Below are 26217 nucleotides of genomic sequence, written 5' to 3'. Positions count from 1 at the left end.
ACGCCGCTCACGTTCGGGAGGGGGTCGCAACCCGGTCGGTCCGGACCATCGGCACAGGTCAGCCGGTGGAAATGCGGCCACATGGGGAAGGGCCGGACAACTTACTTACGCTGGAGTAAGTTTCGGTGGCGTAATCTCCACCGAATCTGTACGCGGTACACAGAGGGCGGTTGACGGATCCCCACGGGTGCGCGCCCCCGTGGGCGGACGTCACGTGAGGGACGTGTCGCCGAGGGCTTCGAGCACCTGGCGCAGGCCGTCGCCCGCCTTGTCGACCAACTCCGGGTCCACATCGGCGAGCAGCCGCCTGTAGTTCGCCAGATGGTCGGTGAAGGCGGCCAGGGTGACCTCGTGGCCGCGCTCGGTGAGACGGATCTTGACGGTGCGCCGGTCCCCTCCGTCGCGCACCCGTTCCACCAGGCCCTTGGCCTCCATCTTGTCGACGCGGTTGGTGATCGTGCCCGAGGACACCATGGACGCCTTGAGGAAGGTCCCCGCGGTGAGGGCGTAGGGCGGGCCCGAGCGCTGCAGCGTGGTGAGGACGTCGAACTCGCCGACGTCCAGGCCGTGTCGGGCCGCGACCTCCTTCACCGACTTGTCGACCATGAGGGCGAGCCGCTGGACGCGCCCGAAGAGCTGCACGGGCCAGAGGGTCTCCGCGGCGTCGGGGCGCTCCGTGACCCACTGGTCGATGATCGCGTCCACGGCATCGCTCATCGCCGTCACTCCTCTCGATGCGGACTATCTCGACAGGGACTCTATCAGTCATAAGTCTCTTAGATTCGAGATACTTGACTCTGGGAAAGTCGGATGCTTCTATCTCGTCATTGAGATTGCCGAGTCTGAACGACAGGAGCACCCGATGCCCGAGCTGTCCCTCCACCCCGCCGCCCAGGACCTCCTCTTCCGCGAGGCCCGCACCGCCAACACGTTCACCGCGGAGCCGGTGACCGACGAGCAGGTCCAGGCGGTCTACGACCTGGTCAAGTACGCGCCCACCGCGTACAACCAGTCGCCCCTGCGCGTGGTCCTCGTCCGGTCCGCCGAGGCCCGCGAGCGGCTCGTGGGCCTGATGGCCGAGGGCAACAGGCCGAAGACCGAGGCCGCCCCGCTGGTCGCGATACTCGCCGCCGACAACGAGTTCCACGAGGAACTCCCGGCGCTGCTCCCGCACTTCCCGCAGGCCAAGGACCTCTTCTTCGCCGACCGCACGGTCCGTGAGGAGTCCGCGCTGCTCAACGCGTCGCTCCAGGCGGCGTACTTCATCCTCGGCGTGCGCGCGGCGGGGCTCGCCGCGGGGCCGATGACCGGATGCGACTTCCCCGGCCTGCGGAAGGAGTTCCTCGACGACGACCACACCCCGCTGATGGTCGTGAACATCGGGCGCCCGGGCCCCGACGCCTGGTTCCCGCGCTCGCCGCGGCTCGCCTACGACGAGGTCGTCACCACGGTCTGATCCGCCCGCCGACCGCCCCACCTGCCGGAGCTGCCTGCCATGTCTCTGCTCACCCGAACCCGAACCCGAACGCGAACCGGCCCCGCCCCCGAGGCGGCGACACCGGAGGCCCGCCAAGTCCCCGCCGTCTGGCTGGCGTTGCTGGCCACCCCCGTCGCCGCGAGCGCCAACGGACCCGTCCTGATCCTGCCCGACATGGCCCAGTCGCTCGGTGTCCGCACGGCCACCGCGACCTGGCTCGTCACCGTCTTCGCCTGGGCCATGGCCGTCGGCACCCCGCTGATGGCGGGCCTGCTGCGCCGCAAGGGGCTCGGCGCCACGCTCAAGCTGAGCGCCGCCCTGATCGTGGCGGGCACCGCGGTCCTCGCCGTCGCGCCCTCGCTGCCCCTGGCGATGGCGGGCCGGGCGGCCCAGGCTGCGGGCGGCGCGGGGCTGATCACCGCGGCGATGAGCCTGGCGGGTTCCGTGCGCCGGATGGGCGTGATCACCGCGGGCTTCGGCACGCTGGGGGCGGTCGGCCCGCTGCTCGGTTCGGCGATCGCGGACGTAGCCTCCTGGCGGGTGTCCCTGGCCGTCGGCGCGGTCACCCTCATCGCCGTGCCCGCGGTGATGCGCCGCGCCGACCTGTCCGCACCGAAGCACAGCACCCCCTTCGACGGCCGGGGCGCCGCCCTGCTCGTCCTGACGGCGACGGCCCTGGTGCTCATCCCGCGCCACCCGCTCCCCGCGGTGGCCGCGTCACTGGCGGCGGCCGCGCTCCTCGCCCTGCACATCCGCTCCAGGCCCACCGGTTTCGTACCGGTGTCGCTGCTGCGCACCCGCGTGTTCGTGCTCTCCGCCCTGCTCGCCTGCGCCTTCGCCACCTCGTACTTCACCCTGCTCTTCACCGTTCCGCAGCTGCTGAGCGAGCGCACCGGGCTTTCGGCCTCCGCGATCGGCACCGGCCAGCTGGTCGCCCTCCTCGCGGGCTCGGCGCTCGCCATGGCGCTGGCCGCGGCCTCGGCCCGCATGACCCGCCCCCGGGTCCTGGCGATCCTGCTGACCGTCGGCGTGCTCGCCCCGTTCACCGCGGCGTTCGCCCCCTGGGCGCCGCTGCTCCTGCTGGCCGCGACCCTGGCCGTCCTGACCGCGAGCGGGGGACAGGCGACGCTCGCGGTGTACGCGACCGCGGCGGCCCCGGCCGCGCAACGCCCCACCGCGATCGGCCTGTTCAGTCTCTGCTACCAGCTCGGCGGCGCCTTCGGCCCGGCGATCGCGGCCGTCATCACGCTGGGCGGCTGAGCCGGGTCTGCGGGCGTACGCGGCGTTGTGTCACAGAACGTCAACAGCGCAACCGATCGGTGCTTTCCCCGCTCTTGGAGGGCGGACCGACAGCGCCCGTCCGCTGCCCGCACCAGCCGAGGAGACCCTTGCCGTGACCGAGACTTCCCCTTCCGCGCCCCGGCGTCCGCTCGGCCGTGTCACGGCACTCGCCGTGGCCAGCATGGCCCTGGCCCTCGCTGCGCCGGTCGCGGTGACGGCCACGGCGGGCGAGGCCCGTGCCGCCGCCGACCCGGTCTCCGTCCTGAAGTTCACGGCCAAGGAGCGCAAGGACGCCCTCGCCTACTGGACGCCCGCCCGCATCAAGGCCGTCGGGAAGTCCGTCGACCTCGGCCCGACGGGACCGAAGGCCAAGCCGTGGCGGGGCACCACCCTCAAGGCCGTGGGGCGGCTCTTCTTCGTCAACGCCAACGGCGCGGACACCTGGTGCACGGCCACCGCGGTGAAGAGCGCCAACCGCTCCGCCGTGATGACCGCGGCCCACTGCGTCCGCAGGGGCTCCTCGCCGTACAACACCAACATGTCGATGGTGTTCGTCCCCGCCTACGAGAAGGGCAGGATGCCGTACGGCGCGTTCGCGGTCCGCCAGGCCGTGACGCCGCGCGCCTGGGAGACGGACTCCACGAACGACATGTCCGCGCTGGTCGTCGACCCCGGCAAGAACGGCAAGAAGCTCACCGACGCCGTGGGCGCCCAGGCCGTCGCCTTCAACCGCCCCGTCGGCGGCACCGTCTCCGCCTTCGGCTACTCCGCGACCCGCCCGCAGCGCGGCGAATCCCTGCTGCGCTGCGTCGGCACGGCGAAGAAGGAGCACGGCACCCAGGCCATCCCCTGCGACATGAGCGGCGGCTCCAGCGGCGGCCCGTGGCTGGCCGACTTCAACGCCACCACCGGCAAGGGCGTGCTCGTCTCGGTCAACAGCGCCCTGGACAACCTGACGCCGACCAAGATGTACGGCGAGATCTGGAAGGGCACGGCCAAGAAGGTGTACGACCGGGCGCAGCACGCCTGAGGTCTCCCGGCGCCGGGCTCCCCGGTCCGCACCGCGTGAGTGCCCCTGCCCCGGTCGTCGGGGCAGGGGCACTTCCGGTCACCGCGCGGGTTCCTCGACCCGCCCCGGCCGCGCGGGAGTTGCCGCCGCCCGGACCGGCGCCGCGGCCGTCTCCGATTCCTTCCGCGGCGTACGCACCATCACAAGGACCAGGATCCCGGCCACCAGGCCCGTGACGCCCGCCGTCAGGGACGCGCCGTTCAGGCCCGAGGCGAAGGCCGAGCGCACCACGTCCGCGGAGACCGTGCCGTGCAGCGCCGATGCGCCGCCGCCCGCAGCCGTGTGCGCGGCGTCATGGCCGAGCGAGCCCTGCATGCGGGAGGTGAGGACCGTGCCGAACAGGGCGACCCCGACCGCGTATCCGAGCTGACGGAAGGTGTTGACCGCGCCGCCCGCCATCCCGGCGTTCGCGGGCGGCACCGAGGCGAGCGCGGCCCCCGCGAGGGCCGGTGCGACCAGGCCCGCGCCGATGCCGGTGACCGTCAGGCCGGGCGCGAGGGACGTCCAGGTCGACCCCGCGTCGAGCACCGCGGTGCAGAGCCCGCCCGCGCCGATCAGGAGCAGCCCGACGCCGATGACGAGCCGCGGCGCCACCCCGTGCAGCAGCCGCCCGCCGACCGCGGCCACCAGGAAGGACATCCCGGCGAGCGGAAGCAGCACCAGACTGCCGCGCACCGGGCTCATGCCGAGCACGGTCTGCAGCCAGATGGAGAGGTAGGGGATGACGCCGAACGCCGCCGCGTTGTAGCCGATCGCGCCGATCAGGACCCCGGTGAAGGCGGGCTTGCGCAGCAGCCGCAGGTCCAGGAGCGGCTGGGCGGTGCGCCGTTCGACCAGGACGAAGCAGAGCAGCGCGAGCGCCGAGACGGCGAAGGCCGTGCCGGTCACCGCCGACGCCCAGCCGTCCGTGCCGCCGCGCAGCACGCCGTACGTCCCCGCGCCCGCGAAGCACGCGAACGCCGCCGTGCCCGCCCAGTCGATCCGGCGCCCGGCAGGCCCCTTCGACTCCGGCACCACGCGCAGCGTCAGCCAGATCGACGCCACGCTCACCGGCAGGTTCACGAAGAAGATCCAGCGCCAGCCGGGCCCCTCGGTGAGCAGCCCGCCCACGATCGGGCCGAGCGCGGCCGCCGCCCCGCTCACCGCGCCCCACACGCCGAGCGCGACCGACCGGTCGCGGCCCTGGTAGGCGGCGCCGAGCAGCGGCAGCGTCGTGGCGAACATCGCGGCGGCGCCGAGTCCCTGCGCGGCGCGGGCGGCCACCAGCAGGTCGGCGTCGGAGGCGAGTCCGCAGCCGAGCGAGGCCAGCGCGAATAGCGCGGTGCCGACGATGTTGAGCCTGCGCCTGCCGAGCACGTCGGCGGCGGCGCCGACGCCCAGGAGCAGCGCGGCGAGTGCCAGCGCGTAGCCGTCGATGACCCATTGCAGATCGCTGAGCGAGGCGTCCAGCGCCCGCGCCATGTCGGGCAGCGCCACGACCACGATCGTCACGTCCAGCAACAGCATGAACGTCCCCAGCGACACCGCGGTCAGCGGCCCCCATGTACGCATCGTCCGTCTCCTCGTCCCACGTCGGGTGGATCTCCGTGCCCTCGTACGATGGGGTCACGGCGGACGATCCTGGTGCTGGCACATATCTGGGTGACGTAATTCGACATTGAAGGGTGGGCCGATGACGGAATCCGATGTGTTCGACGAGCTCGACCGCAAGCTGCTGCACGCCCTGGAGGTCGACGGCCGGGCCCCCTTCAGCCGTATCGCCCATGTCCTCGGCGTCTCCGACCAGACCGTCGCCCGCCGCTACCGCAGGCTGTGCGCGGGGGCGGGCCTGCGCGTCGTCGGCGTCCGCGACACCCAACGGCTCGGCAGGGACCAGTGGATGCTGCGGCTGCGCTGCTCGCCGGACGGCGCCGAGGCCATCGCGCAGGCCCTCGCCCGGCGCTCCGACACGGCCTGGGTCCACCTCACGTCGGCGGGCACCGAAGTGGTCTGCATGACGCTGCCCCGTACTCCGGGCGACCACGACGACCTGGTCTTCGGCAAGCTCCTGCGCACCCGGCAGATCGTCGAGAGCACCGCGCACCAGCTGCTGCACCGCTTCTACGGCGGCCGCACCGGCTGGATCGGCAAACAGGGCTTCCTCACCGCGGAACAGATCGCAGCCCTGCACCCAGGCACCTGCCAGGACCCGTCCCCGGCCACCGCGTCCGCACCCCGCGGCGACGTCCGCATCGGCCCCGAGGACGAGCCGCTCGTCGCCGCGCTGAAGACCGACGGGCGCGCCACCCACCCCGAACTCCAGCGGCTCACCGGCCGCTCGGAGTCCTCCGTGAAGCGCCGTCTCGCGGCGCTGCTCGCATCCGGCGCGCTCTACATCGACACCGAGTACGACACCTCGCGGTTCGGCTTCGCCACCGCCGCCATGCTCTGGATCACCGTCGAGCCCGGGGCGCTGGACGCGGTCGGCCGTGCGATGGCCGAGCACCCCGAGGTCGCCCATGTCTCCGCGGTCACCGGGTCCGCCAACCTCATGGCGAGCGTGCTGACCCGCGACACCGGCGAGCTGTACGCCTATCTGAGCGGCAGGCTCGGCGCGCTGGAGGGCGTGCGGCACATCGAGACGTCGCCCCTCCTGCGCCGCTTCAAGGAGCTCACCTACCCGCGCCCCCTGCGATAGCCCCGGCGCCTGCCGCCGTGCAGCCCGTCGCCGCCCGCGAGGATCGCCGCCGCAAGGGCGTCCGCCGCGTCCTGGGCGGAGGCGCGCCGCTCGGCGTGCAGCAGCACGAAGTCGACCCTGCCGAGTTCGGGCAGGCCCGCCCGGTCGGGGACGCGGACCAGGCCCGGCGGGATCAGGCCGCGCGAGTGCGCCATCACGCCGAGACCCGCGCGGGCCGCCGCCACCAGGCCGTTGAGGCTGCCGCTCGTGCACGCCACGCGCCAGGCGCGGCCGCTGCGTTCCAGGGCCTCGAAGGCGAGCGCGCGGGTGATGCCGGGCGGCGGGTAGACGATCAGCGGCACCGGCCGCTCGGGGTCGATGCGCAGCCGTTCGGCGCCGATCCAGACGAGGTCGTCCTGCCGGACCAGTTCGCCGCGCGGGTCCTCCGGGCGCCGCTTGGCGAGCACCAGGTCGAGCTTGCCCGCGTCCAACTGCTCGTGCAGCGTGCCGGACAGCTCGACCGTCAGTTCCAGATCGACGTCGGGGTGGTCGTGCCGGAACGACTCCAGGATGTCGGTGAGCTGAGTGAGGACGAAGTCCTCCGACGCCCCGAACCGCAGCCGCCCGCCGAGCCGCGTCCCCGTGAAGAACGCCGCCGCCTGCTCGTGCGCCGCCAGGATCCGGCGGGCGAAGCCGAGCATCGCCTCGCCGTCCTCGGTCAGCTCCACGGAGTGGGTGTCACGGGTGAAGAGCTGGCGCCCGGTGGCGTCCTCCAGGCGGCGCACGTGCTGGCTCACCGTCGACTGGCGCAGGCCGAGGCGGCGGGCGGCCTGGGTGAAGCTCAGGGTCTGGGCGACCGCGAGGAACGTACGGAGCTGCACGGGGTCGTACATGCGGGCCAGCCTAGCGCCGGTCATCGCGATGCATGATGACAGTCAGAGCGGTATACGGGATTCCCGATCGCGCGGATCGGGGGGATCATGAGGAGGGCACGTCCCCGTACCGAGAGCATGGAGCACCGTGAAACGCCTGAAGTGGCCGTCCTGGATGCCGGTCGACCCGTACATCGTGGCGTTGCTCGGCACCGTGGGGATCGCGGCGCTGCTCCCGGCCCGCGGCGGCGCCGCCGATGTCGCGTCCGGTGCCTCGACCGCCGCGGTCTCGCTGCTCTTCTTTCTCTACGGGGCGCGCCTGTCCACCCGTGAGGCGATGGACGGCCTGCGGCACTGGCGGCTGCACGTCACGGTCCTCGTCTGTACGTTCGTCGCCTTCCCGCTGCTCGGGCTCGCGGCCAAGGGCCTCGTGCCGTACGTCCTGACGCCCGCCCTCTACAGCGGATTCCTCTTCCTCACGCTGGTGCCTTCGACGATCCAGTCGTCCATCGCCTTCACCTCCATGGCGCGCGGCAACGTGCCCGCCGCGATCTGTGCGGGCTCCTTCTCCTCGCTCGCCGGCATCCTGCTCACCCCGCTGCTCGCGGCGGCGCTGCTCGGCAACAGCGGCGGCGGCTTCTCCGCCGACTCGCTCGTCAGAATCGTCCTTCAGCTGCTCGTGCCGTTCGTCGCGGGGCAGGTGCTGCGCCGCTGGGTCGGCAGTTTCCTCGCCCGGCACAAGAAGGTCCTCGGATATGTCGACCGCGGTTCGATCCTGCTCGTCGTCTACACCGCGTTCAGCCAGGGCATGGTGGAGGGCATCTGGCACCAGGTGACCCCGCTGCGGCTGCTCGCGCTGCTCGGCGTGGAGGCGCTGCTGCTCGCCGCGATGCTGGCGCTGACCTGGTACGGCGCGAAGCGGCTCGGCTTCCCGCGGGGCGACAGGATCGCGATCCAGTTCGCCGGGTCGAAGAAGTCCCTCGCCGCGGGACTGCCCATGGCGAGCGTCCTGTTCGGGGCGCAGGCCTCGCTGGCCGTGCTTCCGCTGATGCTCTTCCACCAGATGCAGCTGATGGTCTGCGCGGTGATCGCCAAGCGCCGCTCCCGGGACCTGGAGGACTTCGTCGCCGAGGACTCCGGTGACGTGAGAGCCGTCAGCGCGGCTCCGCGAGGCGCAGCGTCACGAACCGCGGCCGGTACAGCGACACGTTCCGGCTGATGTTCGCCTGTGCGCTCGCGGGCGTCGCGTCCAGCCAGTTGACGTCGTAGCTGAGCGTGACGCGCCCGTCCCCGCCGAGCGCCGTGTGGACCTGCGGGTTGTAGGCGGCCGTGTCCTGGCGTGCCGCGCCGTCCTGCGGCAGCGGTGCGTCGAACCCCTTGGCGGGACCGTGCCAGGGCCCGGTGGGGGAGCAGGCCCAGTAGGTGCTGACGGCGGTCAGGCCCTCGGTGCCCGCGGCCATGGTGAACAGGACGTACGTCCCGTCGTCGCGCACCACCGTGAACGCGCTGCCCACGCCCTTGCGCCGGCCGTCCCCGAGCACGGGCTCGTGCGTGTCCTGCCCGCCCCAGTCGTCCCCGTCCCAGTACTCCCACGCCCCGGCGTCGGCGAGCCTGCCGTGCGGGACGCGCGCGACATAGGCGTGCGAGGTGGGGCGCGCGGTCGCCTGGGCGTCCGTGCCGCCGAAGACGTACGTCCAGCCGTCGTCGTCGACCGTCGTCGTGCCGTACAGGACCCGCTTCTCCGGATCGCCCACGGACTGCTGGTCGGAGACCTTCACGATGCCCTCGACGCGCAGGTCGGGCAGCGAGAGCGTGGCGACCTCCGTGGCGACGGGCACGCCGTAGATCCAGGGGCCCCGGCTGGCCATGCGGTTCCACAGGAGGACGCGGACGACCTGCTCCGCGGAGCCGGGCGAGCGCGGCTCCACCCGGGCCGCGACCGGCCAGCGCCACTGCTGGGCCGCCGGGTCGGCGAACAGCGGGGCGGGCAGGGTGCGTTCCAGGGTGCCCGAACGGGACATCACCACCGCGGAGTTGCGGACCATCGGGGTGTTGGTGTCCCGCCAGGTGTGCGGCTGGCCCGCCGGGTTGGGCGGCGCGTGGACCTGGCCGAGGAAGGTGTCGGAGAACAGCCACAGGACCCGCCCGTCCGGCAGGCGCACCGAGTGGGTGCCGTCCCCGCCGGTCCAGTCGTCGGTGCGCGTCATGTCGTCGCCGTAGCGCGCGAACTCCCCGGTGACCTTGTCGTCGGCGGACCAGGAGGCCACGCCGCGGGGGCGGCAGGCCGCCGCGCCCTCCCGGTCCTCGTCCGGGAGGGCGATGAGCAGTACGGCGGCGCAGGCCAGGGCGAGCAGCAGGACGAGCCAGACCCTGCGCGGCCCCGCGGCGGGACGTTCTCGGGCGGACACGCCCGGGACGTTAGTTGCTGCCGCTCACCCGGTCCATGGGGAGCCGGACGACGGTGTCCCGTGTCACAGCGGTGCCGGTGGTGCCCAGGTCGCCGAGTTCGGCGTCGCTCAACGCCCGGTCATAGACCCGTACTTCGTCGATCGCGCCGGTGAAGTGGGCGCGGCTGTCCAGGCGTTGGCCGACGTGCACACCGAAGGGCGAATTGCGGCTGACCGAGCCGGGCACGTCGGCGGCGGAGCCGATCTGTGTGCCGTCGAGGAAGAGCGTCAGGGCGGTGCCCGTCCGGCGGCGCAGCGCGATGTGGTGCCACTGGCCGTCGTTGTACGCGCCGGTGGTGCGCACGGACGCGGATCTCGGGGGCGTGGCGCCGTCGCGGGTGGTGATCAGGCCGGTGACGCGGTTGCTCGCGGGCTCGCCGCGCAGCCACACCTGGGGCTGATTGGTGCCTATGCCGCCCATCCACAGCAGGGGTTGTTCGCCGGTGGTGGCGGAGTAGCGGAACCACAGGGACGCCGTGAAGTCCTTGGTGCCGAGCGGCAGTCGGCCGCTGTAGGGGAGGCGTACGGCGTCGTCCACGCCGTCGAAGGCGATCGCTCCGCCGAACCGGCCCTCGGTCTCGCGCGCCCCGCCGAGCACCGCGGCGCGGCGGGCGCCCGGCGCATCGTCGCGGGTCGTCGGGTCGGGTCCGCGGCGCGGCGCGAGCCAGTCCTCGGTGAACCGCGCGAAGCGGATCTCGTCGCGCGCGTCGACCGCGCCGCCCTCGTACATCAGGCCCACGTGCTCGTCGTCGGCCCGCACCATGTCGGAGTAGCCGGACCAGTCCGTGGTCACCGTCGTGCCCCGGTCGACGCTGTCCCAGGTGCGCCCGCCGTCGTAGGAGGAGCGGATCTGCATCGTGCGGCGGCGGTCGGGGTCGCCGGGGCAGGCGAGCAGCATGCGCCCGCCGAACTGGAGTGTGGAGCCCTGCACTTGGGGCGTGTAGAGGTCGGGGATCGCCCGGAAGGGGGCGGCGAAGGAGTCGCCGCCGTCGCGGCTGACGGTGTGCGTGCGGTGGCCGAGGTCGGTGCCGTCCTGCTCGCGGCCGCTGACGTAGACGGCCCCGTCGGGCCGTTCGGTGAGGGTCATCTCGGACGGCTTCTGGCGGAACGTGCCGTCGTCGGCGATCGGGTACGAGTCCGTCGCGCCGATCTCCCAGTCGTCGCCGCCGTCGTCGCTGACGATCAGCGCGGCGTGGTTGGCGGTGACCCGACTGCCGTTCCACGTCTCGGCGTTGACGGCGAGGACGAGCCGTCCGGCGTGCCGGCCGCGGGTCAGCTGGATGCCGTGCACGGGCCCGGTCGCGTACCAGGAGTTCCAGTCGTCGGGCAGGATCTCGTCGCTCAGGTCGCGCGGCTTCGACCAGCTGCGGCCTTCGTCGTCGCTGTACTGGAGGTGGGGCGTGCGGTCGCACGGCACGTCGCAGTTCTTGCCGTCCGTGCGGCCGGTGTTGTACGTCTCCGCGAGCAGGATGCGGCCGGTCCCGCGGTCCACGACGGGCGCCGGATTGCCGTGCGTGTCGCCCGCGCCCTCGTTGATCACCTGGAGCGGGCCCCAGGTGCGGCCGCCGTCGTGCGAGCGCTTGAGCACCAGGTCTATGTCGCCCGCGTCGCTGCAGTCGTTGACCCGGCCCTCGGCGAAGGCGAGGAGTGTGCCCTCGGTCGTGCGCACGACGGCAGGGATGCGGAAACAGGCGTACCCGGGATCCTGCGCCGCCTTGAACAGCACCTGCTGCTCGAACGGCGGCGTCGGCTCGTCGGGGGCGGCCTGCGCCGTCGGCGCGGGCAGCAGCGCGCCGACCGCGACGGCGGTCACGGCGGCCGCGGCGGTGCGCAGTGTTCTCAGGCGTGCACGGAGTCTCGATGGCATGGTGCGGCCCGCCCTTCATGGCGATGGCGACTCATGACGGTGACGCCGGACGGCGGGTGACCTGACATCCTGACATCCCACGTCCAACGCGCGTGCCACAGACGCTACTTGGGGGCTTCGGGGCCCCACAAGAAGCGTGCGTCAGGGGATCAGTACGACCTTGCCCCGATTGCTCCGCGCTTCGATCGCCTCGTGCGCCTTCGCCGCGTCCGTCAGGGCGAACTCCGCGTGCACGGCGGGCCGCAGCTCACCCGCCGCGAACAGCCGCCACAGTTCCCTCCGCCACCGTTCGTACACCTGTGGCCTGCCCCGTGCGATCAGCGCCATCTGGAAGCCGATGACCGACTTGGCGCCGACGAGCAGGTCGTACGCCGCCACGGTGCCGCCGCCCGAGCTGTAGGCGACGAGGCGGCCGTGCGGGGCGAGCGAGGCGACGGCGGGTGTGAGCAGCTCGCCGCCGACCGCGTCCAGGACGTAGTCGACGGGCTCGCCCCAGGTCTCCTCGTCGTATGTGACGACCTCGTCGGCGCCGAGTCCGCGGACGAAGTCCGCCTTGCCGGAATCCGACACGGCCGCGACGACGCGGGACGCGCCCCTCAATCGGGCCAGCTGGACGGCGAGGTGGCCGACGCCGCTCGCGGCCGCGGTGACGAGCGCGGACTCGCCGGGTTCGGGGCGCGCGGCATCCAGGGCGCCGTGGGCGACGAGCCCCGACCGGACCAGGGCGACCGCGTCGACGGCACTCGCGCCGTCCGGGACGGGGGAGGCCATCGCGGTGTGCAGCAGGGCGTGGTCGGCGTACCCGTGTCCGAAGACGAGCCCCGTGACGCGGTCGCCCGGCGCGTACCCGGTGACGCCGTCGCCGAGCGCGACCACCGCACCGGCGACCTCCCCGCCGAGCGGGATCGGCTCGCGGGGCTCGCGGACCTTCCGTACGACGGGCAGTGTCACGCCGACCGCCTCGACGCGCACGAGGAGCTCGCCGGGGCCGGGTTCGGGGACGGGGGCCTCCTCCAGGAACAGCACTTCGGGGCCGCCGCTGTGCTCGTACCGGACGCGACGCATCCGTACACCTCCATGAGTGGGAAGCCGGTCGGTGACCGGCCGAAAACCATTGGGAACTCCAACGATGCCCTCACGGTAGGGCGGATACCGTTGGGAAGTCCAATGATTCTTCGCTAGGCTTTCCCCATGCCCACGACGCCGCCCGCACCCAGCACCATCCGCACCCTGCCCAGCTGGCTCCTCGGCCGCGCGGCCGCCCGGGGCCGCGGCCTGGTCGCCGAGGCGCTGGCCCGCGAGGGCCTGAAGATGTGGCACCACGTGGTGCTCTCCGCCGTCGCCGACCTGGGCCCCGTCGCCCAGGCCGAGCTGGGCCGCAGCGTGTCCCTCGACCCCAAGGACATGGTCGGCGTCATCAACGACCTGCAGTCCGAAGGACTCGTCGAGCGGGCGCCCGACCCCAAGGACCGGCGCAAGAACGCCATCACGATCACGGACAAGGGGGAGCGGCTCGTGGCGCGCTGCGCGAAGGCGGCCGCGGGCGCCAACGACGCACTCCTTGCGGCGCTTTCGACGGCCGAGCGGGAACGGTTCCTGGAGATGCTGACCAGGATCTCGGGGGTCGGGGACGGGGACGGGGCCGACGCGGCGGAGTAGGGCAGTGGGCCCGGCCGGCGCAGGGGGCGCTCCCCGCCGGCCGGGACCCCGCCGCCGTGCGGCGGGCGGCCCGGGTCAGCCCTGGGCGGCCGCGGCCCGCAGGGCGACGCGGTGCTCGCCCGCGTACACGTTCATGGAGGAGCCGCGCAGGAAGCCGACCAGCGTGAGCCCGGTCTCGGCCGCGAGGTCGACGGCGAGCGAGGACGGCGCGGAGACCGCGGCGAGCACCGGGATGCCCGCCATCACCGCCTTCTGCGCGAGCTCGAACGAGGCGCGCCCGGAGACCAGGAGGACCGCGCGGGACAGCGGAAGCCGTCCGTCCTGGAGCGCGCGGCCGACCAGCTTGTCGACGGCGTTGTGCCGCCCCACGTCCTCGCGTATGTCGAGCAGTTCGCCCTCCTCGGAGAAGAGCGCCGCGGCGTGCAGGCCCCCGGTCCTGTCGAAGACGCGCTGGGACTCGCGCAGCCGGTCGGGGAGGCTCGCGAGCAGCTCGACGCCGAGCAGGACCGGGGGAGCGTCGGCGATCGGGAAGCGTGCCGTGGTGCGGACCGCGTCCAGGCTCGCCTTGCCGCACAGGCCGCAGGACGAGGTGGTGTAGACGTTGCGTTCCAGGGTGATGTCGGGGAGGACGACGCCGGGGGCGGTCTGCACGTCGACCACGTTGTACGTGTTCGAGCCGTCCGCCGTCGCCCCCGCGCAGTAGACGATCGACCGCAGCTCGTCCGCGGAGCCGAGCACCCCCTCGCTCACCAGGAAGCCCGCCGCGAGCGCGAAGTCGTCGCCCGGCGTGCGCATGGTGATGGCGAGCGGCTTGCCGTTCAGCCGGATCTCCAGGGGTTCCTCGGCGACGAGGGTGTCAGGACGCTCCGAGACGTGCCCGTCCCGGATCCGGAGCACCTTGCGTCGTTCCGTGACTCGTCCCATGTCTTGATCAGTCCCGGTTCTGTACGTGCTGGTAGCCGAAGCGGCCCTTGATGCAGAGGTTGCCGTGGGTCACCGGGTTGTCGTGCGGCGAGGTGACCTTGACGATGTCATTGTCCTGCACGTGCAGGGTCAGGTTGCAGCCGACTCCGCAGTACGCGCACACGGTCGTCGTCTCGGTCTGCGCCGACTCGTCCCACGTCCCCGCGGCCCGCATGTCGAACTCCGACTTGAAGCTGAGGGCGCCCGTCGGACAGACCTCGATGCAGTTTCCGCAGTACACGCACGCCGAGTCGGTCAGCGGGGCGTCGTGCTCGACGGCGATGCGGGCGTCGAAGCCGCGCCCGACGACCGAGATCGCGAAGGTGTTCTGCCACTGCTCGCCGCAGGCGTCCACGCACTTGTAGCAGAGGATGCACTTGTCGTAGTCGCGCACATACAGGTCGTTGTCGACCTTGGGCGCCTCGTCGAGACGGGCCGCGTCGGGGCCGAACCGCTCGGGCTCGGCCCCGTACTCCTCCAGCCAGCCCGCGACCTTCGGCGTCGTCGACAAGTCGACCGAAGAGGCGAGCAGTTCAAGGACGACCTTGCGGCTGTGCCGGGTGCGCTCGGTGTCCGTGCGCACGCTCATGCCCGGCTCGGCGCGGCGCGAGCAGGCGGGGGCGAGCGTGCGGGCGCCCGCCACCTCCACGACACACACCCGGCAGGCGTTCTTGGGCGTGAGGGTGTCGCCCTCGCACAGGGTCGGCACGTCCTTGCCCGCGGCGCGGCAGGCGTCGAGGACCGTGGCCCCCTCCGGAACCCTGGTCGCCGTCCCGTCCAGGGTGAACTCCACCAGGCGGCGCGGCGGTTGAAGCGGTATCGCGGTCATTCGTACGCCCCCAGGCGGTCGATGGCGGATTCCACGGCGTTCCACGCGGTCTGGCCGAGACCGCAGATCGAGGCGTCCCGCATGGCGCGGCCCACCTCGCGGAGCAGCGCGACGTCGGCGGCGGCGTCGGCCCCGGTCCGCCCGGCGATGCGGTGCAGGGCCTCCTCCTGGCGGACGGTGCCGACCCGGCAGGGCACGCACTGGCCGCAGGACTCGTCGCGGAAGAACTCCGCGATGCGCAGCAGGACGCGGGGGAGCGGCACGGAGTCGTCGAGGGCGAGCACCACGCCGGAACCGAGCGTCGTCCCCGCGGCCCTCGTCCCCTCGAAGGTGAGGGGGATGTCCAGCTCGTCGGGGCGCACGAAACCGCCCGCCGCGCCGCCGAGCAGGATCGCGCGCAGAGTGCGGGGCGTTCCGGCGAGGGCGAGCAGTTCGCCGAGCGTCGCGCCGAAGGGCAGCTCGTAGACGCCCGGCCGCTCCACGCTGCCCGACACGCAGAAGAGCTTGGGGCCGGTGGACTTCTCCGTGCCGATCGCGGCGTACGCCCGGGCGCCCATCGTGAGGATGGGCAGCACATTGACGAGGGTCTCCACGTTATTCTCGGCGGTGGGCTTGCCGAACAGGCCCTTCTCCACGGGGAAGGGAGGCTTCGAGCGCGGCTCTCCCCGGTATCCCTCGATGGAGTTGAAGAGGGCGGTCTCCTCACCGCAGATGTAGGCGCCCGCGCCGCGCCTGATCTCGATGTCGAAGGCGTATCCCTGGCCGAGGATGTCGGCGCCGAGGAGGCCGCGGGAGCGGGCCTGCGTGATGGCGTGCTCCAGGCTGTGCAGGGCGCGCGGGTACTCGCCGCGCAGGTAGAGGTAGCCCTGGTGGGCGCCGACCGCGTATCCCGCGACCGTCATCGCCTCGACCAGCGCGTACGGGTCGCCCTCCATGAGCACGCGGTCCTTGAACGTGCCCGGCTCCGACTCGTCGGCGTTGCAGACGAGGTAGTGGGGGTGGTCGGGCTGGGCCGCTGTGGCCTGCCACTTCCTTCCCGTGGGGAACGCGGCGCCGCCTCGGCCCACCAGTCCCGACTCGGTGACCTCCCTGATGACCTCGGCGGGGCCGATGGCGAAGGCGCGGCGGAGGGCGGTGTAGCCGCCGTGGGCGCGGTAGTCGTCGAGGGAGGCGGGGTCCACGGTGCCGATCCTGCTGAGCAGGATCAGTCCGTCCCGGCCCGCTTGGGGGACGGCGTGGGAGGCGGGGGGTTCGGCGGGGGAGGAGTCGGGGTCGGTGGCGGCGAGGGCGATCGTGTCGGGTGCGGCGGGGGCGATGGTCGCGGTGGTACGGGTCTTCTCCCCGCTCCCGCCCCTACCCGAATCCCGCGGCTCCGCCGCCACGGGGTTGCCGCCCCTGGGGCTCCGCCCCAGACCCCGCTCCTCAAACGCCGGAGGGGCTGAAATGTCCCGGACCGGCGAATCCTCAGCCCGTCCGGCGTTTGAGGACGCCGGAGGCCCCGCCCGCACCACCGCCGCCGCCGGCGCCCGCTCGCACAGCCCCAGGCAGGGGCTGGCCTCGACCGCGACCCCCGGCACGGCGGCGAGCCGTTCCGACGCCTCCCCGCACAACCCCGCACCCCCACACGCAAGATCCGTACAGACCCGCACCACCGTCCGAGGCCGCGGTCGCACCGAGAACATGGAGTAGAACGTGGCCACCCCATACCCCTCCGCGGGCGGAACGGTGAGCCGCCTGCACAGGTAGTCGAGGCCTCCTTCGCTGATCCACCCCACCCGGTCGTTCAAGGCGTGCAGCCCGGGCAACAGCAGGTCCCGCCGCTCACGGGCCGCACGGCCACCCCGTGCCCACCGCAGATCCGCGTCGCTGCGGTCGTCGGCGCCCTCCCACGCGGATCCGGGCGGCCCGAGCACCGCGTCGACGGCCGATCGCTCCTCGTCCGTCGGCTTGCTGTCACCGAAGCGCAGATCCACTTGACGTCACCTCACAGCCGCTGTCAGCTTGTCGATCCGGATCGCCGACGCCTTGAACTCCGCCGTCCCCGCGATGGGGCAATTCGCCTCGATCGTCAGCTGGTTGGTGTCGACCTCGTCGGGAAAGTGCATGGTCATGAAGGCGAGTCCGGGCCGCAGGCCGGGGTCGATCCAGACGGGGGCCGTCACCGTGCCGCGCCGCGAGGACACGCGGACCTCCTCGCCCACGACGACGCCGTAGCGCTCGGCGTCCTCCGGGCACAGTTCGACGTACTCGCCGCGCCGCAGCGGGGAGGCGAAACTGCCGCTCTGCACACCGGTGTTGTACGAATCGAGCCGCCGCCCGGTGGTCAGTCGGATCGGGTACGCCTCGTCGGTGAGGTCGACCGGCGGGTCGTGCTCGACGAGTCCGAAGGGGGCGAGGCGGCCGCGCAGTGCCGGGTCCTGCTCCCACAACCTGCCGTGCAGATACGTCGGTTCGAGCCGGTCCTCGTCGGGGCAGGGCCACTGGATGCCCTGCAGGGCTTCGAGCCGGTCGTACGTCATGCCGTGGTGGTCGGGCGACACCGACCGCAGCTCGTCCCAGACGGCCCGCGCGTCCGCGTACTTCCAGTCGTGGCCGAGGAGTCCCGCGAGCTCGCAGATGATGTCGATGTCCTCGCGGGCCTCGCCGGGCGGCCGCACGGCCTTGCGGACCCGCTGCACACGCCGCTCGCTGTTGGTGGTGGTGCCGTCGGTCTCGGCCCAGGCGGCGGTCGCGGGCAGCACCACGTCCGCCAGTTCGGCGGTCTTGGTGAGGAAGATGTCCTGGACGACCAGGAAGTCCAGGGAGCCGAGGCGCCGCATCGCCTGTTCGCTGTCGGCCTCCGACTGCGCGGGGTTCTCGCCGATGCAGTAGACCGCCTTGAGCGTGCCCTCCTCCATCGCCTCGAACATCTCCGTGAGGTTCAGGCCGTAGCGGGGCTGGATGACGGTGTCCCACGCCGACTCGAACTTCAGGCGGGACGCGGGGTCGAGGATGTCCTGGAAGCCGGGCAGCCGGTTCGGGATGGCGCCCATGTCGCCGCCGCCCTGCACGTTGTTCTGGCCGCGCAGCGGCTGCAGGCCCGAGCCGAAGCGGCCCACGTGCCCGGTGAGCAGCGACAGGTTGATGAGGGCGCGCACGTTGTCCGTGCCGTTGTGGTGCTCGGTGATGCCGAGCGTCCAGCACAGCTGCGCCCGCTCGGCCCGTGCGTAGGCGTGCGCCAACTCCCGTATGGCGGCGGCCGGTACGCCCGTCACCTGTTCGGCGAGCGACAGCGTCCACGGCTCGACCAGGGCCGCGTACTCCGCGAAGCCCGTCGTCGCCCGCTCGACGAACGCGCGGTTGACGAGGCCCGCGTGGATGATCTCGCGGCCGATCGCGTGCGCCATCGGGATGTCCGTGCCGACGTTCAGGCCGAGCCAGCTCTCCGCCCACTCGGCGGTCTTGGTGCGGCGCGGGTCGACCGCGTACATCCGCGCGCCGTTCCTGATGCCCTTCAGGACGTGCTGGAAGAAGATCGGGTGCGCGAAGCGGGCGTTGGAGCCCCACATCACGATGAGGTCCGTGTGCTCGACTTCTTCGTACGACGATGTCCCGCCGCCCGAACCGAAGGCGGCCGAGAGGCCCGCGACGCTCGGCGCGTGGCAGGTGCGGTTGCAGGAGTCGACGTTGTTGGTGCCCATCACCACGCGGGCGAACTTCTGCGCCACATAGTTCATCTCGTTGGTCGCGCGGGCGCAGGAGAACATCCCGAAGGCGCCGTGCGCCGCCCGGAATCCGGCCGCCGCCCTGGTCAGCGCCTCGTCCCAGGTCGCCCTGCGGAAGGGCTCGGCGCGGGAGTCGCGGACCAGGGGGTGGGTCAGTCGTGTGTAGGTCTTCGGGGTGCGGTCGCGTTCGTTCATGCGGCAGTCCTCGATGCGAGCAGGTCCGAGATGGCGTGCACGGTGCGCAGCGTCGGCACCGGGACGCCGGTGATGTCCGCGAGTTCCACGACGGCCGCGAGCAGCACGTCCAGTTCCAGCGGTTTGCCGCGCTCCAGGTCCTGGAGGGTGGAGGTGCGGTGGTCGCCGACGCGCTCGGCGCCCGCGATGCGCCGCTCGACGGAGATGTCGGGGCGGCAGCCGAGGGCGGCCGCGACGGCGAGGGTCTCGTTCATCATGATCTCGATGACGCGGCGCGTGCGGCCGTGCAGGCACATCTCGCGCATCGTGGCGCGGGACAGCGCGCTGATCGGGTTGAAGGAGATGTTGCCGAGCAGCTTGATCCAGATGTCGCCGCGCAGGTCGGGCTCGACCGGGCACTTGAGGCCGCCCGCCACCATGGCCTCGCTGAAGGCGACGCAGCGCGCGGAGCGGGAGCGGTCCGGCTCGCCGATGGAGAAGCGGGTGCCTTCCAAGTGGCGTACGACACCCGGGCGTTCGAGCTCGGTGGCCGCGTAGACGACGCAGCCGACGGCCCGTTCGGGCGCGAGCACCGCACTGACCGCGCCCCCTGGGTCGACGCTCTCGACACGGTGGCCGTCGTGCGGTCCGCCGTGCCGGTGGAAGTACCACCAGGGGATGCCGTTCTGCGCGGCGATCACCGCGGTCGACTCGTGGAGCAGCGGCTCGATCAGCGGCCCGCACGCCGCGTACGAGGTGGCCTTGAGGCCCAGGAAGACGACGTCGACGGGGCCGATGTCGGCCGGGACGTCGGTGGCGTGGGCCCGCGCGGTGAAGTCGCCGCGCGGGCTCAGGACACGGACGCCGTGCTGCCTCATGGCCGCCAGATGCGGTCCACGGGCGACGAGATGCACGTCGGCGCCCGCGCGGTGCAGGGCGGCTCCGACGTAGGCGCCGATCGCACCGGCGCCGAGGACTGCGACTTTCACGGTGGGGCGCTCCATTCGGTCGAGGGATCCGAGGAACGTGGGGAGTGGAACGGAACGTATGGAGAAGACGTCGACGGAATATTGTCTACAGTATGGAAGTTGGGGCAGCAAGGGGTCGCGCGGGAGATTGCATACCGTCGACGAATCGCGTGCGCCCTCTTCCCAACTCCGCCGCCGGTTCCTAACGTTCGGGATCATGAGGCCCCCCGTCGCACCCCCCGGCTGGAGCCGCTGGCTCGTGCCGCCCGCCGCCCTGTCGGTGCATCTCTCCATCGGCCAGGCCTACGCCTGGAGCGTGTTCAAACCGCCCCTGGAATCCGCGCTCGACCTCAGCGGCACCCAGAGCGCGCTGCCCTTCCAGCTAGGCATCGTCATGCTCGGGCTGTCCGCCGCGTTCGGCGGCACACTCGTCGAGCGCAACGGCCCGCGCTGGGCCATGGCCGTCGCCCTGAGCTGCTTCTCGTCCGGATTCCTGCTCGCCGCGCTGGGCGCCGCGACCGGCCAGTACTGGCTGATCGTGTTCGGCTACGGCTTCGTCGGCGGGATCGGCCTCGGCATCGGCTACATCTCCCCGGTCTCCACACTGATCAAGTGGTTCCCGGACCGCCCCGGCATGGCCACCGGCATCGCGATCATGGGCTTCGGCGGCGGCGCGCTCATCGCCTCGCCGTGGAGCGCGCAGATGCTGGAGTCCTTCGGCACGGACGCGGACGGCATCGCGCTCGCGTTCCTCGTGCACGGCCTCACGTACGCCGTCTTCATGTCGCTCGGCGTGCTCCTGGTACGCGTACCCCGTACGGAAGGTGCGCACAGGCCCGGCGGCCCCGGCGCGCTCGACGGACCCCAGGTGTCGGCGAAGCAGGCCATCCGCACCCCGCAGTTCTGGTGCCTGTGGGTGATCCTGTGCATGAACGTGACCGCGGGCATCGGCATCCTGGAGAAGGCCGCCCCGATGATCACGGACTTCTTCGCGGACACGGAGACGCCCGTGTCGGTCTCCGCGGCGGCGGGCTTCGTCGCCCTGCTCTCCGCGGCCAACATGGCTGGACGCATCGGCTGGTCATCGGCGTCCGACCTGATCGGCCGCAAGAACGTCTACCGCGTCTACCTCGGTGTCGGCGCGCTCATGTACCTCCTCATCGCCCGCTTCGGAGACACCTCCAAGCCGCTGTTCATCGTCTGCGCGCTGGTGATCCTCTCCTTCTACGGAGGCGGCTTCGCGACGATCCCCGCGTATCTGAAGGACCTCTTCGGGACCTACCAGGTCGGCGCCATCCACGGCAGGCTGCTCACCGCCTGGTCCACGGCGGGGGTCCTCGGCCCGCTGATCGTGAACCGCGTCGCCGACCACCAGGAGGAGGCGGGCAAACACGGCTCGGCGCTCTACGGCCTCTCCTTCACGATCATGATCGGGCTGCTCGTCGTGGGCTTCGTCGCCAACGAACTCGTCCGCCCCGTCCACCCCCGCCACCACGTCCCCGCACCGAAGGAGGCCGCCGATGGCCATGCCGCCGAGCACACCGCCCCGTAGCCGCCGCGCGCTGACGCTCTTCGCCTGGCTCTGGGTGGGACTGCCGCTCGCCTACGGCATCTACGAACTCGTACACAAGGCCACCCAGCTGTTCACCGGGTGACACGATGATGAGAAGCATCCAAACCCGGAGCCCCTTTCCTGTCGCTTTACGTACCCCGTTACTCGTGAGTCGCTGACCAGACTGGAGGGTCCCGCAGCTCCGGCAACACAAGGGGGACCCGTCCATGCACGGCTCGCGCATCGCCGCCGTCGGCCACTACCAGCCCGCCAAGGTGCTCACGAACGAGGACCTCGCGGGTGTGGTCGACACCAGCGACGAGTGGATCCGCTCCCGTGTGGGCATCCGCACCCGCCACATCGCGGGCCCCGAGGAGCCGGTCGACGAGCTGGCCGCGCACGCCGGAGGCAAGGCCCTGGCCGCCGCCGGCCTGGCCCCCGACGCCATCGATCTGGTCCTGGTGGCCACCTCCACGGCCATCGACAGGTCGCCGAACATGGCGGCCCGGGTGTCCGCGCGGCTCGGCATCCCCGCGCCGTCCGCCATGGACCTCAACGTCGTGTGCGCGGGCTTCACACACGCCCTCGCCACCGCCGACCACACCGTGCGGGCCGGGGCGGCGACCCGCGCCCTGGTCATCGGCGCGGACAAGATGTCCGAGGTGACCGACTGGACGGACCGCACCACCTGCGTGCTGACCGGCGACGGTGCGGGCGCCGCCGTCGTCGAGGCGTGCGGGCCCGGCGAGGAGCCCGGCATCGGCCCCGTGCTGTGGGGCTCGGTGCCGGAGATGGGCAACGCCGTCCGCATCGAGGGCACCCCGCCGCGCTTCGCCCAGGAGGGCCAGAGCGTCTACCGCTGGGCGACCACCCAGCTGCCGCCGCTCGCCCGCGCGGCCTGCGAGAAGGCCGGGCTCACCCCCGCCGACCTCGCAGGGGTGGTCCTGCACCAGGCGAACCTGCGCATCATCGAACCGCTCGCCGAGCGCATCGGCGCCGTGAACGCCGTCGTCGCGCGCGATGTCGTCGACTCCGGGAACACCTCGGCGGCGAGCGTCCCCATGGCGCTGTCCAAGCTGGTGGAGCGCGGGGAGATCCGCTCGGGCGATCCGGTCCTGCTCTTCGGCTTCGGCGGGAACCTGTCGTACGCGGGGCAGGTCGTGCGCTGCCCCTGAGACGGAGTGTGACCGGCTCAACTCCCCCTGGTGCTGGCCCCTGTAGCTCGTAGACTGTAGACAAAAGGCAATCGTCGAGGAGGGGACCGCGATGTTGTCCACAGGACTGCCGCAGGGGGCGGTGCCCAGGCTCGAACGCCCCGGGCCGCTCAGAGAGCGGGTCTACGAGGCGCTGCTCGAACTCATCACGACCCGCTCGCTGCAGCCCGGCCAGCACCTCGTCGAGAGCGAACTCGCCGGACACCTCGGCGTGTCCCGGCAGCCGGTCCGCGAGGCGCTGCAGCGGCTCAACACCGAGGGCTGGGTCGATCTGCGCCCCGCCCAGGGCGCCTTCGTGCACGAGCCGACCGAGGAGGAGGCGGACCAACTCCTCACGGTCCGTACGCTCCTGGAGGCCGAGGCCGCACGGCTCGCCGCCGCGAACACCGGCACCGCGGGGATCACCGCGCTCGACGAACTCTGCACCCGGGGCGAACAGGCCGTCGCGGACGGCGACGTGGACCAGGTCGTGACCCTGAACGCGGCCTTCCACGCCAAGGTGATGGAACTCGCGGGCAATGTGGTCCTCGCCGAACTCGCCGGACAGGTGGACCGCAGGGTGCGCTGGTACTACACGCCGGTCGCCCGGCAGCGCGGCAGCCAGTCCTGGATCGAGCACCGCGAACTGATCGCCGCGATCGCCGACCGCGACGAGCAGCGGGCCACGGACGTCATGCGCGCCCACACGGAACACACGCGCAAGACCTACCACGAGCGCGACCGGGGCTGAGTCCTCGGCGGCCGCCTCGCTCCGCGCACCGCACGGCTCCGCTACATCACGCCCATGCCGCGCTTGGCGAGGCGCTTGAAGAGGTTGGAGAGGTCGTTGACGAGCTCTCCGATGTCCCGGTGCAGGCGGCGCGACGCGTCGCGCGTCTCGTCGTCCAGGGAGGGCGCGCCGAGCGCCTGGTGCCTGCGCACCGCGCCGTCCACCCACGCGGCGTCACGGCGGACGATCACGGGTCTCTCGTAGAGGAGCTGGTGGTTGGGGGCCATGGAGCACCACCCCGGGGCGGTGCGCGGCAGCGTGGGGGCGAGCAGGCGCCACTCCTCGGGCGTCCGCCCGTCCCTGACCGGGTCCAACTGGATCCTGGCCTCCGCGTAGGGGCCGACGATCTTCGCGAACTCGGACTGGAAGGTGTCCAGTTGGGCGATGGTGGCGGCTCTGACACCGCCCAGGGAGGTGTAGCGCGCGGCCAGCAGGGTCGCCACAGCACCGGTCGCCACGCCGCCGAGTCCCACCAGCGCGACCTGTAACTCGGACTGTGCCACTGTGCCCCCTCCGGTCCCCGCCAAGCGGCCTGATCGATTGTGGCAGCGGGGCGCGGGCAAAGGAACGCGGCGGCGGGCTTGATCGTTGGGTGGACGGGCCGTGACCGTCGGCCGAGGACGTGGCGACACCCGGAGGAGAGAGAGCATGCAGCGCAATCCTGTGCGCCCCCTGATCACCGAAGACGTTCCGACCGCGGTGGGGACGCTCGCCCGGGCCTTCGCCGACTACGCCTTCACACGGCACGTGGTCGCGGCCGACGGCCACGAGGAGCGGGTCCGCCGCTTCCAGGAGCTCTTCCTCACCCGTATCGGGATGGTCTACGGACGCGTCTGGGTCGCCGGAGCCGGGCGGGCCGTCGCCGTCTGGACCACCCCTGACCGGGACCCGAGCCCCGGTTTCGCCGCCGTGGGCCCGCTGATCGGCGAGCTCGCGGGCGATCGCGCGGCCTGGTTCGAATCGGCCGACCAGGCGCTGCGCCCGCATCGCCCGCAGCGCCCCGCGTGGTTCCTCGCCACGGTCGGCGTGGACCCCGACGCCCAGGGGCAGGGCCTCGGCCGCGCGGTGATCAAGCCGGGCATCGAAGCGGCCGACCGTGCGGGACACCCGGCCTTCCTGGAGACGTCGACCGAGCGGAACGTGGCGTTCTACGAGCGGCTCGGCTTCGCCGTCACCGCGGAGGTCACCCTGCCGGGCAACGGCCCGCGCACGTGGTGCATGCTGCGCGAACCGGCGTAGGGCGGGACTCACCGGCGTGGGACGGGACTCACCGGCGTAGGACGGGACTCACCGGCGTTGGGCGGGACTCTCCGTACCCGCACGCACACCTTTGTCCTGTGACTGGAGAAAGTCATGGGTAATTCCCGCGCAACTTCTTCCCACTCCCGGCAGGCACTGCTACGTTCCCCTCGAAAGCCTGAAGGAGGCCCGAAGGCAACGGCGTTGCCCGAGGGCGTGGCACTGGCAGCCCGAAGAGGCGGGAGGGGCGCGTGAGACGTATGACGGCTCGACCCGCCAACGCGCACCAGGCGCGACTGTTGCGGCTGTTGCGCGACGGGGGGCCCAACTCCCGTGCCCAGCTGGGCGATCAGATCGACCTCTCGCGGTCCAAGCTCGCCGTCGAGGTCGACCGGCTCCTGGAGACCGGACTCGTGGTCGCCGACGGACTCGCCGCCTCGCGCGGCGGCCGCCGCTCCCACAACATCCGCCTGGCCCCCGCCCTCCGCTTCCTCGGCGTGGACATCGGCGCGACCTCGGTCGACGTCGCGGTGACCAACGCCGAGCTGGAGGTCCTCGGCCACATCAACCAGCCCATGGACGTACGCGAAGGACCGGTCGCCGTCTTCGAGCAAGTCCTCGCCATGGCCGCCAAGTTGAAGGCCACCGGGCTCGCGGAAGGGTTCGACGGCGCCGGGATCGGCGTCCCCGGGCCCGTCCGCTTCCCCGAGGGCGTGCCGGTCGCCCCGCCGATCATGCCGGGGTGGGACGGCTTCCCCGTCAGGGAGGCCCTCAGCCAGGACCTGGGCTGCCCCGTCATGGTCGACAACGACGTGAACCTCATGGCGATGGGGGAGCAGCACGCGGGCGTCGCACGCTCCGTGGGCGACTTCCTCTGCGTGAAGATCGGCACGGGCATCGGCTGCGGCATCGTCGTCGGCGGTGAGGTCTACCGCGGTACGACGGGCAGTGCGGGCGACATCGGCCACATCCAGGCCGAACCGGACGGACGCCCCTGCGCCTGCGGCAACAAGGGCTGCCTGGAGGCCTACTTCAGCGGCGCGGCGCTCGCCCGCGACGCCGAGGAGGCGGCCAGGGAAGGACGTTCGGCGGAACTCGCCACACGGCTCGCCGAGGCGGGGCGGCTCACCGCCGTCGACGTCGCGGCGGCCGCCGCCGCGGGTGACGCCACCGCCCTCGACCTCATCAGGGCCGGCGGCAACCGCACCGGCCAGGTCATCGCGGGCCTCGTCAGCTTCTTCAACCCCGGCCTCGTGGTGATCGGCGGCGGTGTGACCGGCCTCGGCCATACGCTGCTCGCCGCGATCCGCACCCAGGTCTACCGCCAGTCGCTGCCCCTGGCGACCGGCAACCTCCCCATCGTCCTGGGCGAGTTGGGGCCCACCGCCGGGGTCATCGGCGGCGCCCGGCTCATCAGCGACCACCTGTTCTCCCCGGCCTGACCGGTCGCCGACCGGCCTGACCGGGACGTAGCGAC

Annotated in this window: 24 protein-coding genes; 12 read left to right on the top strand and 12 right to left on the bottom strand. The window is 72.3% G+C overall.

The annotated features are described in order from the left end of the window. Positions 1-210 precede the first annotated feature (210 nt). Complete coding sequence (locus ACFWZ2_RS01520) at positions 211-717, bottom strand: MarR family winged helix-turn-helix transcriptional regulator (protein ID WP_384540076.1); 507 nt, start codon at positions 715-717, stop codon at positions 211-213. A 145-nt stretch (positions 718-862) separates the two neighbouring features. Between ACFWZ2_RS01520 and ACFWZ2_RS01515 the strand changes: the two genes are divergently transcribed. The 3 genes from ACFWZ2_RS01515 (at position 863) to ACFWZ2_RS01505 (ending at position 3788) form a co-directional block, all read left to right on the top strand. After that, on the top strand, positions 863-1456 hold the full coding sequence (locus ACFWZ2_RS01515) for a malonic semialdehyde reductase (protein WP_384540073.1): 594 nt from the start codon (positions 863-865) through the stop codon (positions 1454-1456). 39 nt (positions 1457-1495) lie between these two features. Further along, positions 1496-2737, top strand: a complete 1242-nt coding sequence (locus tag ACFWZ2_RS01510) for an MFS transporter (RefSeq protein ID WP_384540071.1) — start codon at positions 1496-1498, stop codon at positions 2735-2737. A 133-nt stretch (positions 2738-2870) separates the two neighbouring features. Then, entirely contained in the window at positions 2871-3788 is a 918-nt protein-coding gene (locus tag ACFWZ2_RS01505) for a trypsin-like serine peptidase (RefSeq protein ID WP_384540068.1), read from the top strand. Positions 3789-3866: 78 nt separating this feature from the next. Here the strand turns inward: ACFWZ2_RS01505 and ACFWZ2_RS01500 are convergent, their stop codons facing one another. Then, a complete protein-coding gene (locus tag ACFWZ2_RS01500) occupies positions 3867-5378 on the bottom strand; it encodes an MFS transporter (RefSeq protein WP_384540066.1) in 1512 nt (503 codons plus the stop codon). A gap of 121 nt (positions 5379-5499) precedes the next feature. Between ACFWZ2_RS01500 and ACFWZ2_RS01495 the strand changes: the two genes are divergently transcribed. Continuing rightward, entirely contained in the window at positions 5500-6504 is a 1005-nt protein-coding gene (locus ACFWZ2_RS01495) for an Lrp/AsnC family transcriptional regulator (protein ID WP_384540063.1), read from the top strand. Here ACFWZ2_RS01495 and ACFWZ2_RS01490 read toward each other — a convergent pair. Continuing rightward, positions 6483-7376: a LysR substrate-binding domain-containing protein gene (locus tag ACFWZ2_RS01490; protein ID WP_384540362.1), complete on the bottom strand. Its 894-nt coding sequence runs from the start codon at positions 7374-7376 to the stop codon at positions 6483-6485. The genes ACFWZ2_RS01495 and ACFWZ2_RS01490 overlap by 22 nt on opposite strands. Positions 7377-7503: 127 nt before the next feature. Here ACFWZ2_RS01490 and ACFWZ2_RS01485 point away from each other — a divergent pair, with 127 nt between their 5' ends. Further along, entirely contained in the window at positions 7504-8574 is a 1071-nt protein-coding gene (locus ACFWZ2_RS01485) for a bile acid:sodium symporter family protein (RefSeq protein ID WP_384540060.1), read from the top strand. On the opposite strand, the gene ACFWZ2_RS01480 is transcribed toward ACFWZ2_RS01485, so the two are convergent. From ACFWZ2_RS01480 to ACFWZ2_RS01470, 3 genes are all read right to left on the bottom strand, one after another. Beyond that, complete coding sequence (locus ACFWZ2_RS01480) at positions 8510-9763, bottom strand: DUF4185 domain-containing protein (RefSeq protein ID WP_384540058.1); 1254 nt, start codon at positions 9761-9763, stop codon at positions 8510-8512. The genes ACFWZ2_RS01485 and ACFWZ2_RS01480 overlap by 65 nt on opposite strands. Before the next feature lie 10 nt (positions 9764-9773). Then, positions 9774-11669: an exo-alpha-sialidase gene (locus tag ACFWZ2_RS01475; RefSeq protein ID WP_384540055.1), complete on the bottom strand. Its 1896-nt coding sequence runs from the start codon at positions 11667-11669 to the stop codon at positions 9774-9776. A gap of 141 nt (positions 11670-11810) precedes the next feature. Then, complete coding sequence (locus ACFWZ2_RS01470) at positions 11811-12734, bottom strand: zinc-binding alcohol dehydrogenase family protein (RefSeq protein WP_384540052.1); 924 nt, start codon at positions 12732-12734, stop codon at positions 11811-11813. A 126-nt stretch (positions 12735-12860) separates the two neighbouring features. On the opposite strand from ACFWZ2_RS01470, the gene ACFWZ2_RS01465 reads away from it, so the two are divergent. Further along, positions 12861-13328 (top strand): MarR family winged helix-turn-helix transcriptional regulator, encoded by a 468-nt coding sequence (locus tag ACFWZ2_RS01465; protein ID WP_384540049.1) that lies wholly within the window; start codon positions 12861-12863, stop codon positions 13326-13328. Between the two features lie 75 nt (positions 13329-13403). On the opposite strand, the gene fdhD is transcribed toward ACFWZ2_RS01465, so the two are convergent. Genes fdhD through ACFWZ2_RS01440 form a run of 5 tightly spaced genes read right to left on the bottom strand, consistent with a single transcriptional unit; the run spans position 13404 to position 19987 of the window. Next, the gene (gene fdhD / locus ACFWZ2_RS01460) at positions 13404-14252 is read right to left on the bottom strand and encodes a formate dehydrogenase accessory sulfurtransferase FdhD (RefSeq protein WP_384540046.1); all 849 of its coding nucleotides are present in this window, start codon (positions 14250-14252) and stop codon (positions 13404-13406) included. A gap of 7 nt (positions 14253-14259) precedes the next feature. Continuing rightward, a complete protein-coding gene (locus ACFWZ2_RS01455; protein ID WP_384540044.1) occupies positions 14260-15120 on the bottom strand; it encodes a 2Fe-2S iron-sulfur cluster-binding protein in 861 nt (286 codons plus the stop codon). Further along, positions 15117-17093 carry an NADH-ubiquinone oxidoreductase-F iron-sulfur binding region domain-containing protein gene (locus ACFWZ2_RS01450; protein ID WP_384540041.1) on the bottom strand — a complete coding sequence of 659 codons (1977 nt, stop codon included), beginning with the start codon at positions 17091-17093 and terminating at the stop codon, positions 15117-15119. Before ACFWZ2_RS01450 ends, ACFWZ2_RS01455 begins: the two co-directional genes overlap by 4 nt. 6 nt (positions 17094-17099) lie before the next feature. After that, positions 17100-19019: a molybdopterin oxidoreductase family protein gene (locus ACFWZ2_RS01445; protein WP_384540039.1), complete on the bottom strand. Its 1920-nt coding sequence runs from the start codon at positions 19017-19019 to the stop codon at positions 17100-17102. Continuing rightward, entirely contained in the window at positions 19016-19987 is a 972-nt protein-coding gene (locus ACFWZ2_RS01440) for a 2-dehydropantoate 2-reductase (RefSeq protein ID WP_384540037.1), read from the bottom strand. Before ACFWZ2_RS01440 ends, ACFWZ2_RS01445 begins: the two co-directional genes overlap by 4 nt. Before the next feature lie 196 nt (positions 19988-20183). Between ACFWZ2_RS01440 and ACFWZ2_RS01435 the strand changes: the two genes are divergently transcribed. From ACFWZ2_RS01435 to ACFWZ2_RS01420, 4 genes are all read left to right on the top strand, one after another. Then, on the top strand, positions 20184-21518 hold the full coding sequence (locus tag ACFWZ2_RS01435) for an OFA family MFS transporter (RefSeq protein WP_384540034.1): 1335 nt from the start codon (positions 20184-20186) through the stop codon (positions 21516-21518). Beyond that, positions 21487-21621 (top strand): hypothetical protein, encoded by a 135-nt coding sequence (locus ACFWZ2_RS01430; RefSeq protein ID WP_384540374.1) that lies wholly within the window; start codon positions 21487-21489, stop codon positions 21619-21621. Before ACFWZ2_RS01435 ends, ACFWZ2_RS01430 begins: the two co-directional genes overlap by 32 nt. A gap of 124 nt (positions 21622-21745) precedes the next feature. Further along, positions 21746-22693 carry a beta-ketoacyl-ACP synthase III gene (locus tag ACFWZ2_RS01425; protein WP_384540031.1) on the top strand — a complete coding sequence of 316 codons (948 nt, stop codon included), beginning with the start codon at positions 21746-21748 and terminating at the stop codon, positions 22691-22693. Between the two features lie 91 nt (positions 22694-22784). After that, complete coding sequence (locus ACFWZ2_RS01420) at positions 22785-23462, top strand: GntR family transcriptional regulator (protein ID WP_384540028.1); 678 nt, start codon at positions 22785-22787, stop codon at positions 23460-23462. Between the two features lie 41 nt (positions 23463-23503). Here ACFWZ2_RS01420 and ACFWZ2_RS01415 read toward each other — a convergent pair whose 3' ends face one another. Next, positions 23504-24004 (bottom strand): hypothetical protein, encoded by a 501-nt coding sequence (locus ACFWZ2_RS01415; RefSeq protein ID WP_384540026.1) that lies wholly within the window; start codon positions 24002-24004, stop codon positions 23504-23506. A gap of 145 nt (positions 24005-24149) precedes the next feature. Between ACFWZ2_RS01415 and ACFWZ2_RS01410 the strand changes: the two genes are divergently transcribed. Next, on the top strand, positions 24150-24740 hold the full coding sequence (locus tag ACFWZ2_RS01410) for a GNAT family N-acetyltransferase (RefSeq protein ID WP_384540024.1): 591 nt from the start codon (positions 24150-24152) through the stop codon (positions 24738-24740). Between the two features lie 260 nt (positions 24741-25000). Further along, positions 25001-26182 carry an ROK family protein gene (locus ACFWZ2_RS01405; RefSeq protein ID WP_384540021.1) on the top strand — a complete coding sequence of 394 codons (1182 nt, stop codon included), beginning with the start codon at positions 25001-25003 and terminating at the stop codon, positions 26180-26182. Positions 26183-26217 lie beyond the last annotated feature (35 nt).

Source organism: Streptomyces sp. NPDC059002 (assembly GCF_042740435.1).
In the GTDB taxonomy this organism is placed as follows: domain Bacteria; phylum Actinomycetota; class Actinomycetes; order Streptomycetales; family Streptomycetaceae; genus Streptomyces.
This window is presented reverse-complemented; position numbering and strand designations above follow the sequence as displayed.

What these genes read in the sequence shown, in the direction of transcription:
- ACFWZ2_RS01520 (WP_384540076.1), bottom strand. Translation starts at nt 717, where the DNA reads ATGAGCGATGCCGTGGACGCGATCATCGACCAGTGGGTCACGGAGCGC.
- ACFWZ2_RS01515 (WP_384540073.1), top strand. Translation starts at nt 863, where the DNA reads ATGCCCGAGCTGTCCCTCCACCCCGCCGCCCAGGACCTCCTCTTCCGC.
- ACFWZ2_RS01510 (WP_384540071.1), top strand. Translation starts at nt 1,496, where the DNA reads ATGTCTCTGCTCACCCGAACCCGAACCCGAACGCGAACCGGCCCCGCC.
- ACFWZ2_RS01500 (WP_384540066.1), bottom strand. Translation starts at nt 5,378, where the DNA reads ATGCGTACATGGGGGCCGCTGACCGCGGTGTCGCTGGGGACGTTCATG.
- ACFWZ2_RS01495 (WP_384540063.1), top strand. Translation starts at nt 5,500, where the DNA reads ATGACGGAATCCGATGTGTTCGACGAGCTCGACCGCAAGCTGCTGCAC.
- ACFWZ2_RS01490 (WP_384540362.1), bottom strand. Translation starts at nt 7,376, where the DNA reads ATGTACGACCCCGTGCAGCTCCGTACGTTCCTCGCGGTCGCCCAGACC.
- ACFWZ2_RS01475 (WP_384540055.1), bottom strand. Translation starts at nt 11,669, where the DNA reads ATGCCATCGAGACTCCGTGCACGCCTGAGAACACTGCGCACCGCCGCG.
- ACFWZ2_RS01470 (WP_384540052.1), bottom strand. Translation starts at nt 12,734, where the DNA reads ATGCGTCGCGTCCGGTACGAGCACAGCGGCGGCCCCGAAGTGCTGTTC.
- ACFWZ2_RS01465 (WP_384540049.1), top strand. Translation starts at nt 12,861, where the DNA reads ATGCCCACGACGCCGCCCGCACCCAGCACCATCCGCACCCTGCCCAGC.
- fdhD (WP_384540046.1), bottom strand. Translation starts at nt 14,252, where the DNA reads ATGGGACGAGTCACGGAACGACGCAAGGTGCTCCGGATCCGGGACGGG.
- ACFWZ2_RS01455 (WP_384540044.1), bottom strand. Translation starts at nt 15,120, where the DNA reads ATGACCGCGATACCGCTTCAACCGCCGCGCCGCCTGGTGGAGTTCACC.
- ACFWZ2_RS01445 (WP_384540039.1), bottom strand. Translation starts at nt 19,019, where the DNA reads ATGAACGAACGCGACCGCACCCCGAAGACCTACACACGACTGACCCAC.
- ACFWZ2_RS01435 (WP_384540034.1), top strand. Translation starts at nt 20,184, where the DNA reads ATGAGGCCCCCCGTCGCACCCCCCGGCTGGAGCCGCTGGCTCGTGCCG.
- ACFWZ2_RS01430 (WP_384540374.1), top strand. Translation starts at nt 21,487, where the DNA reads ATGGCCATGCCGCCGAGCACACCGCCCCGTAGCCGCCGCGCGCTGACG.
- ACFWZ2_RS01425 (WP_384540031.1), top strand. Translation starts at nt 21,746, where the DNA reads ATGCACGGCTCGCGCATCGCCGCCGTCGGCCACTACCAGCCCGCCAAG.
- ACFWZ2_RS01420 (WP_384540028.1), top strand. Translation starts at nt 22,785, where the DNA reads ATGTTGTCCACAGGACTGCCGCAGGGGGCGGTGCCCAGGCTCGAACGC.
- ACFWZ2_RS01410 (WP_384540024.1), top strand. Translation starts at nt 24,150, where the DNA reads ATGCAGCGCAATCCTGTGCGCCCCCTGATCACCGAAGACGTTCCGACC.
- ACFWZ2_RS01405 (WP_384540021.1), top strand. Translation starts at nt 25,001, where the DNA reads ATGACGGCTCGACCCGCCAACGCGCACCAGGCGCGACTGTTGCGGCTG.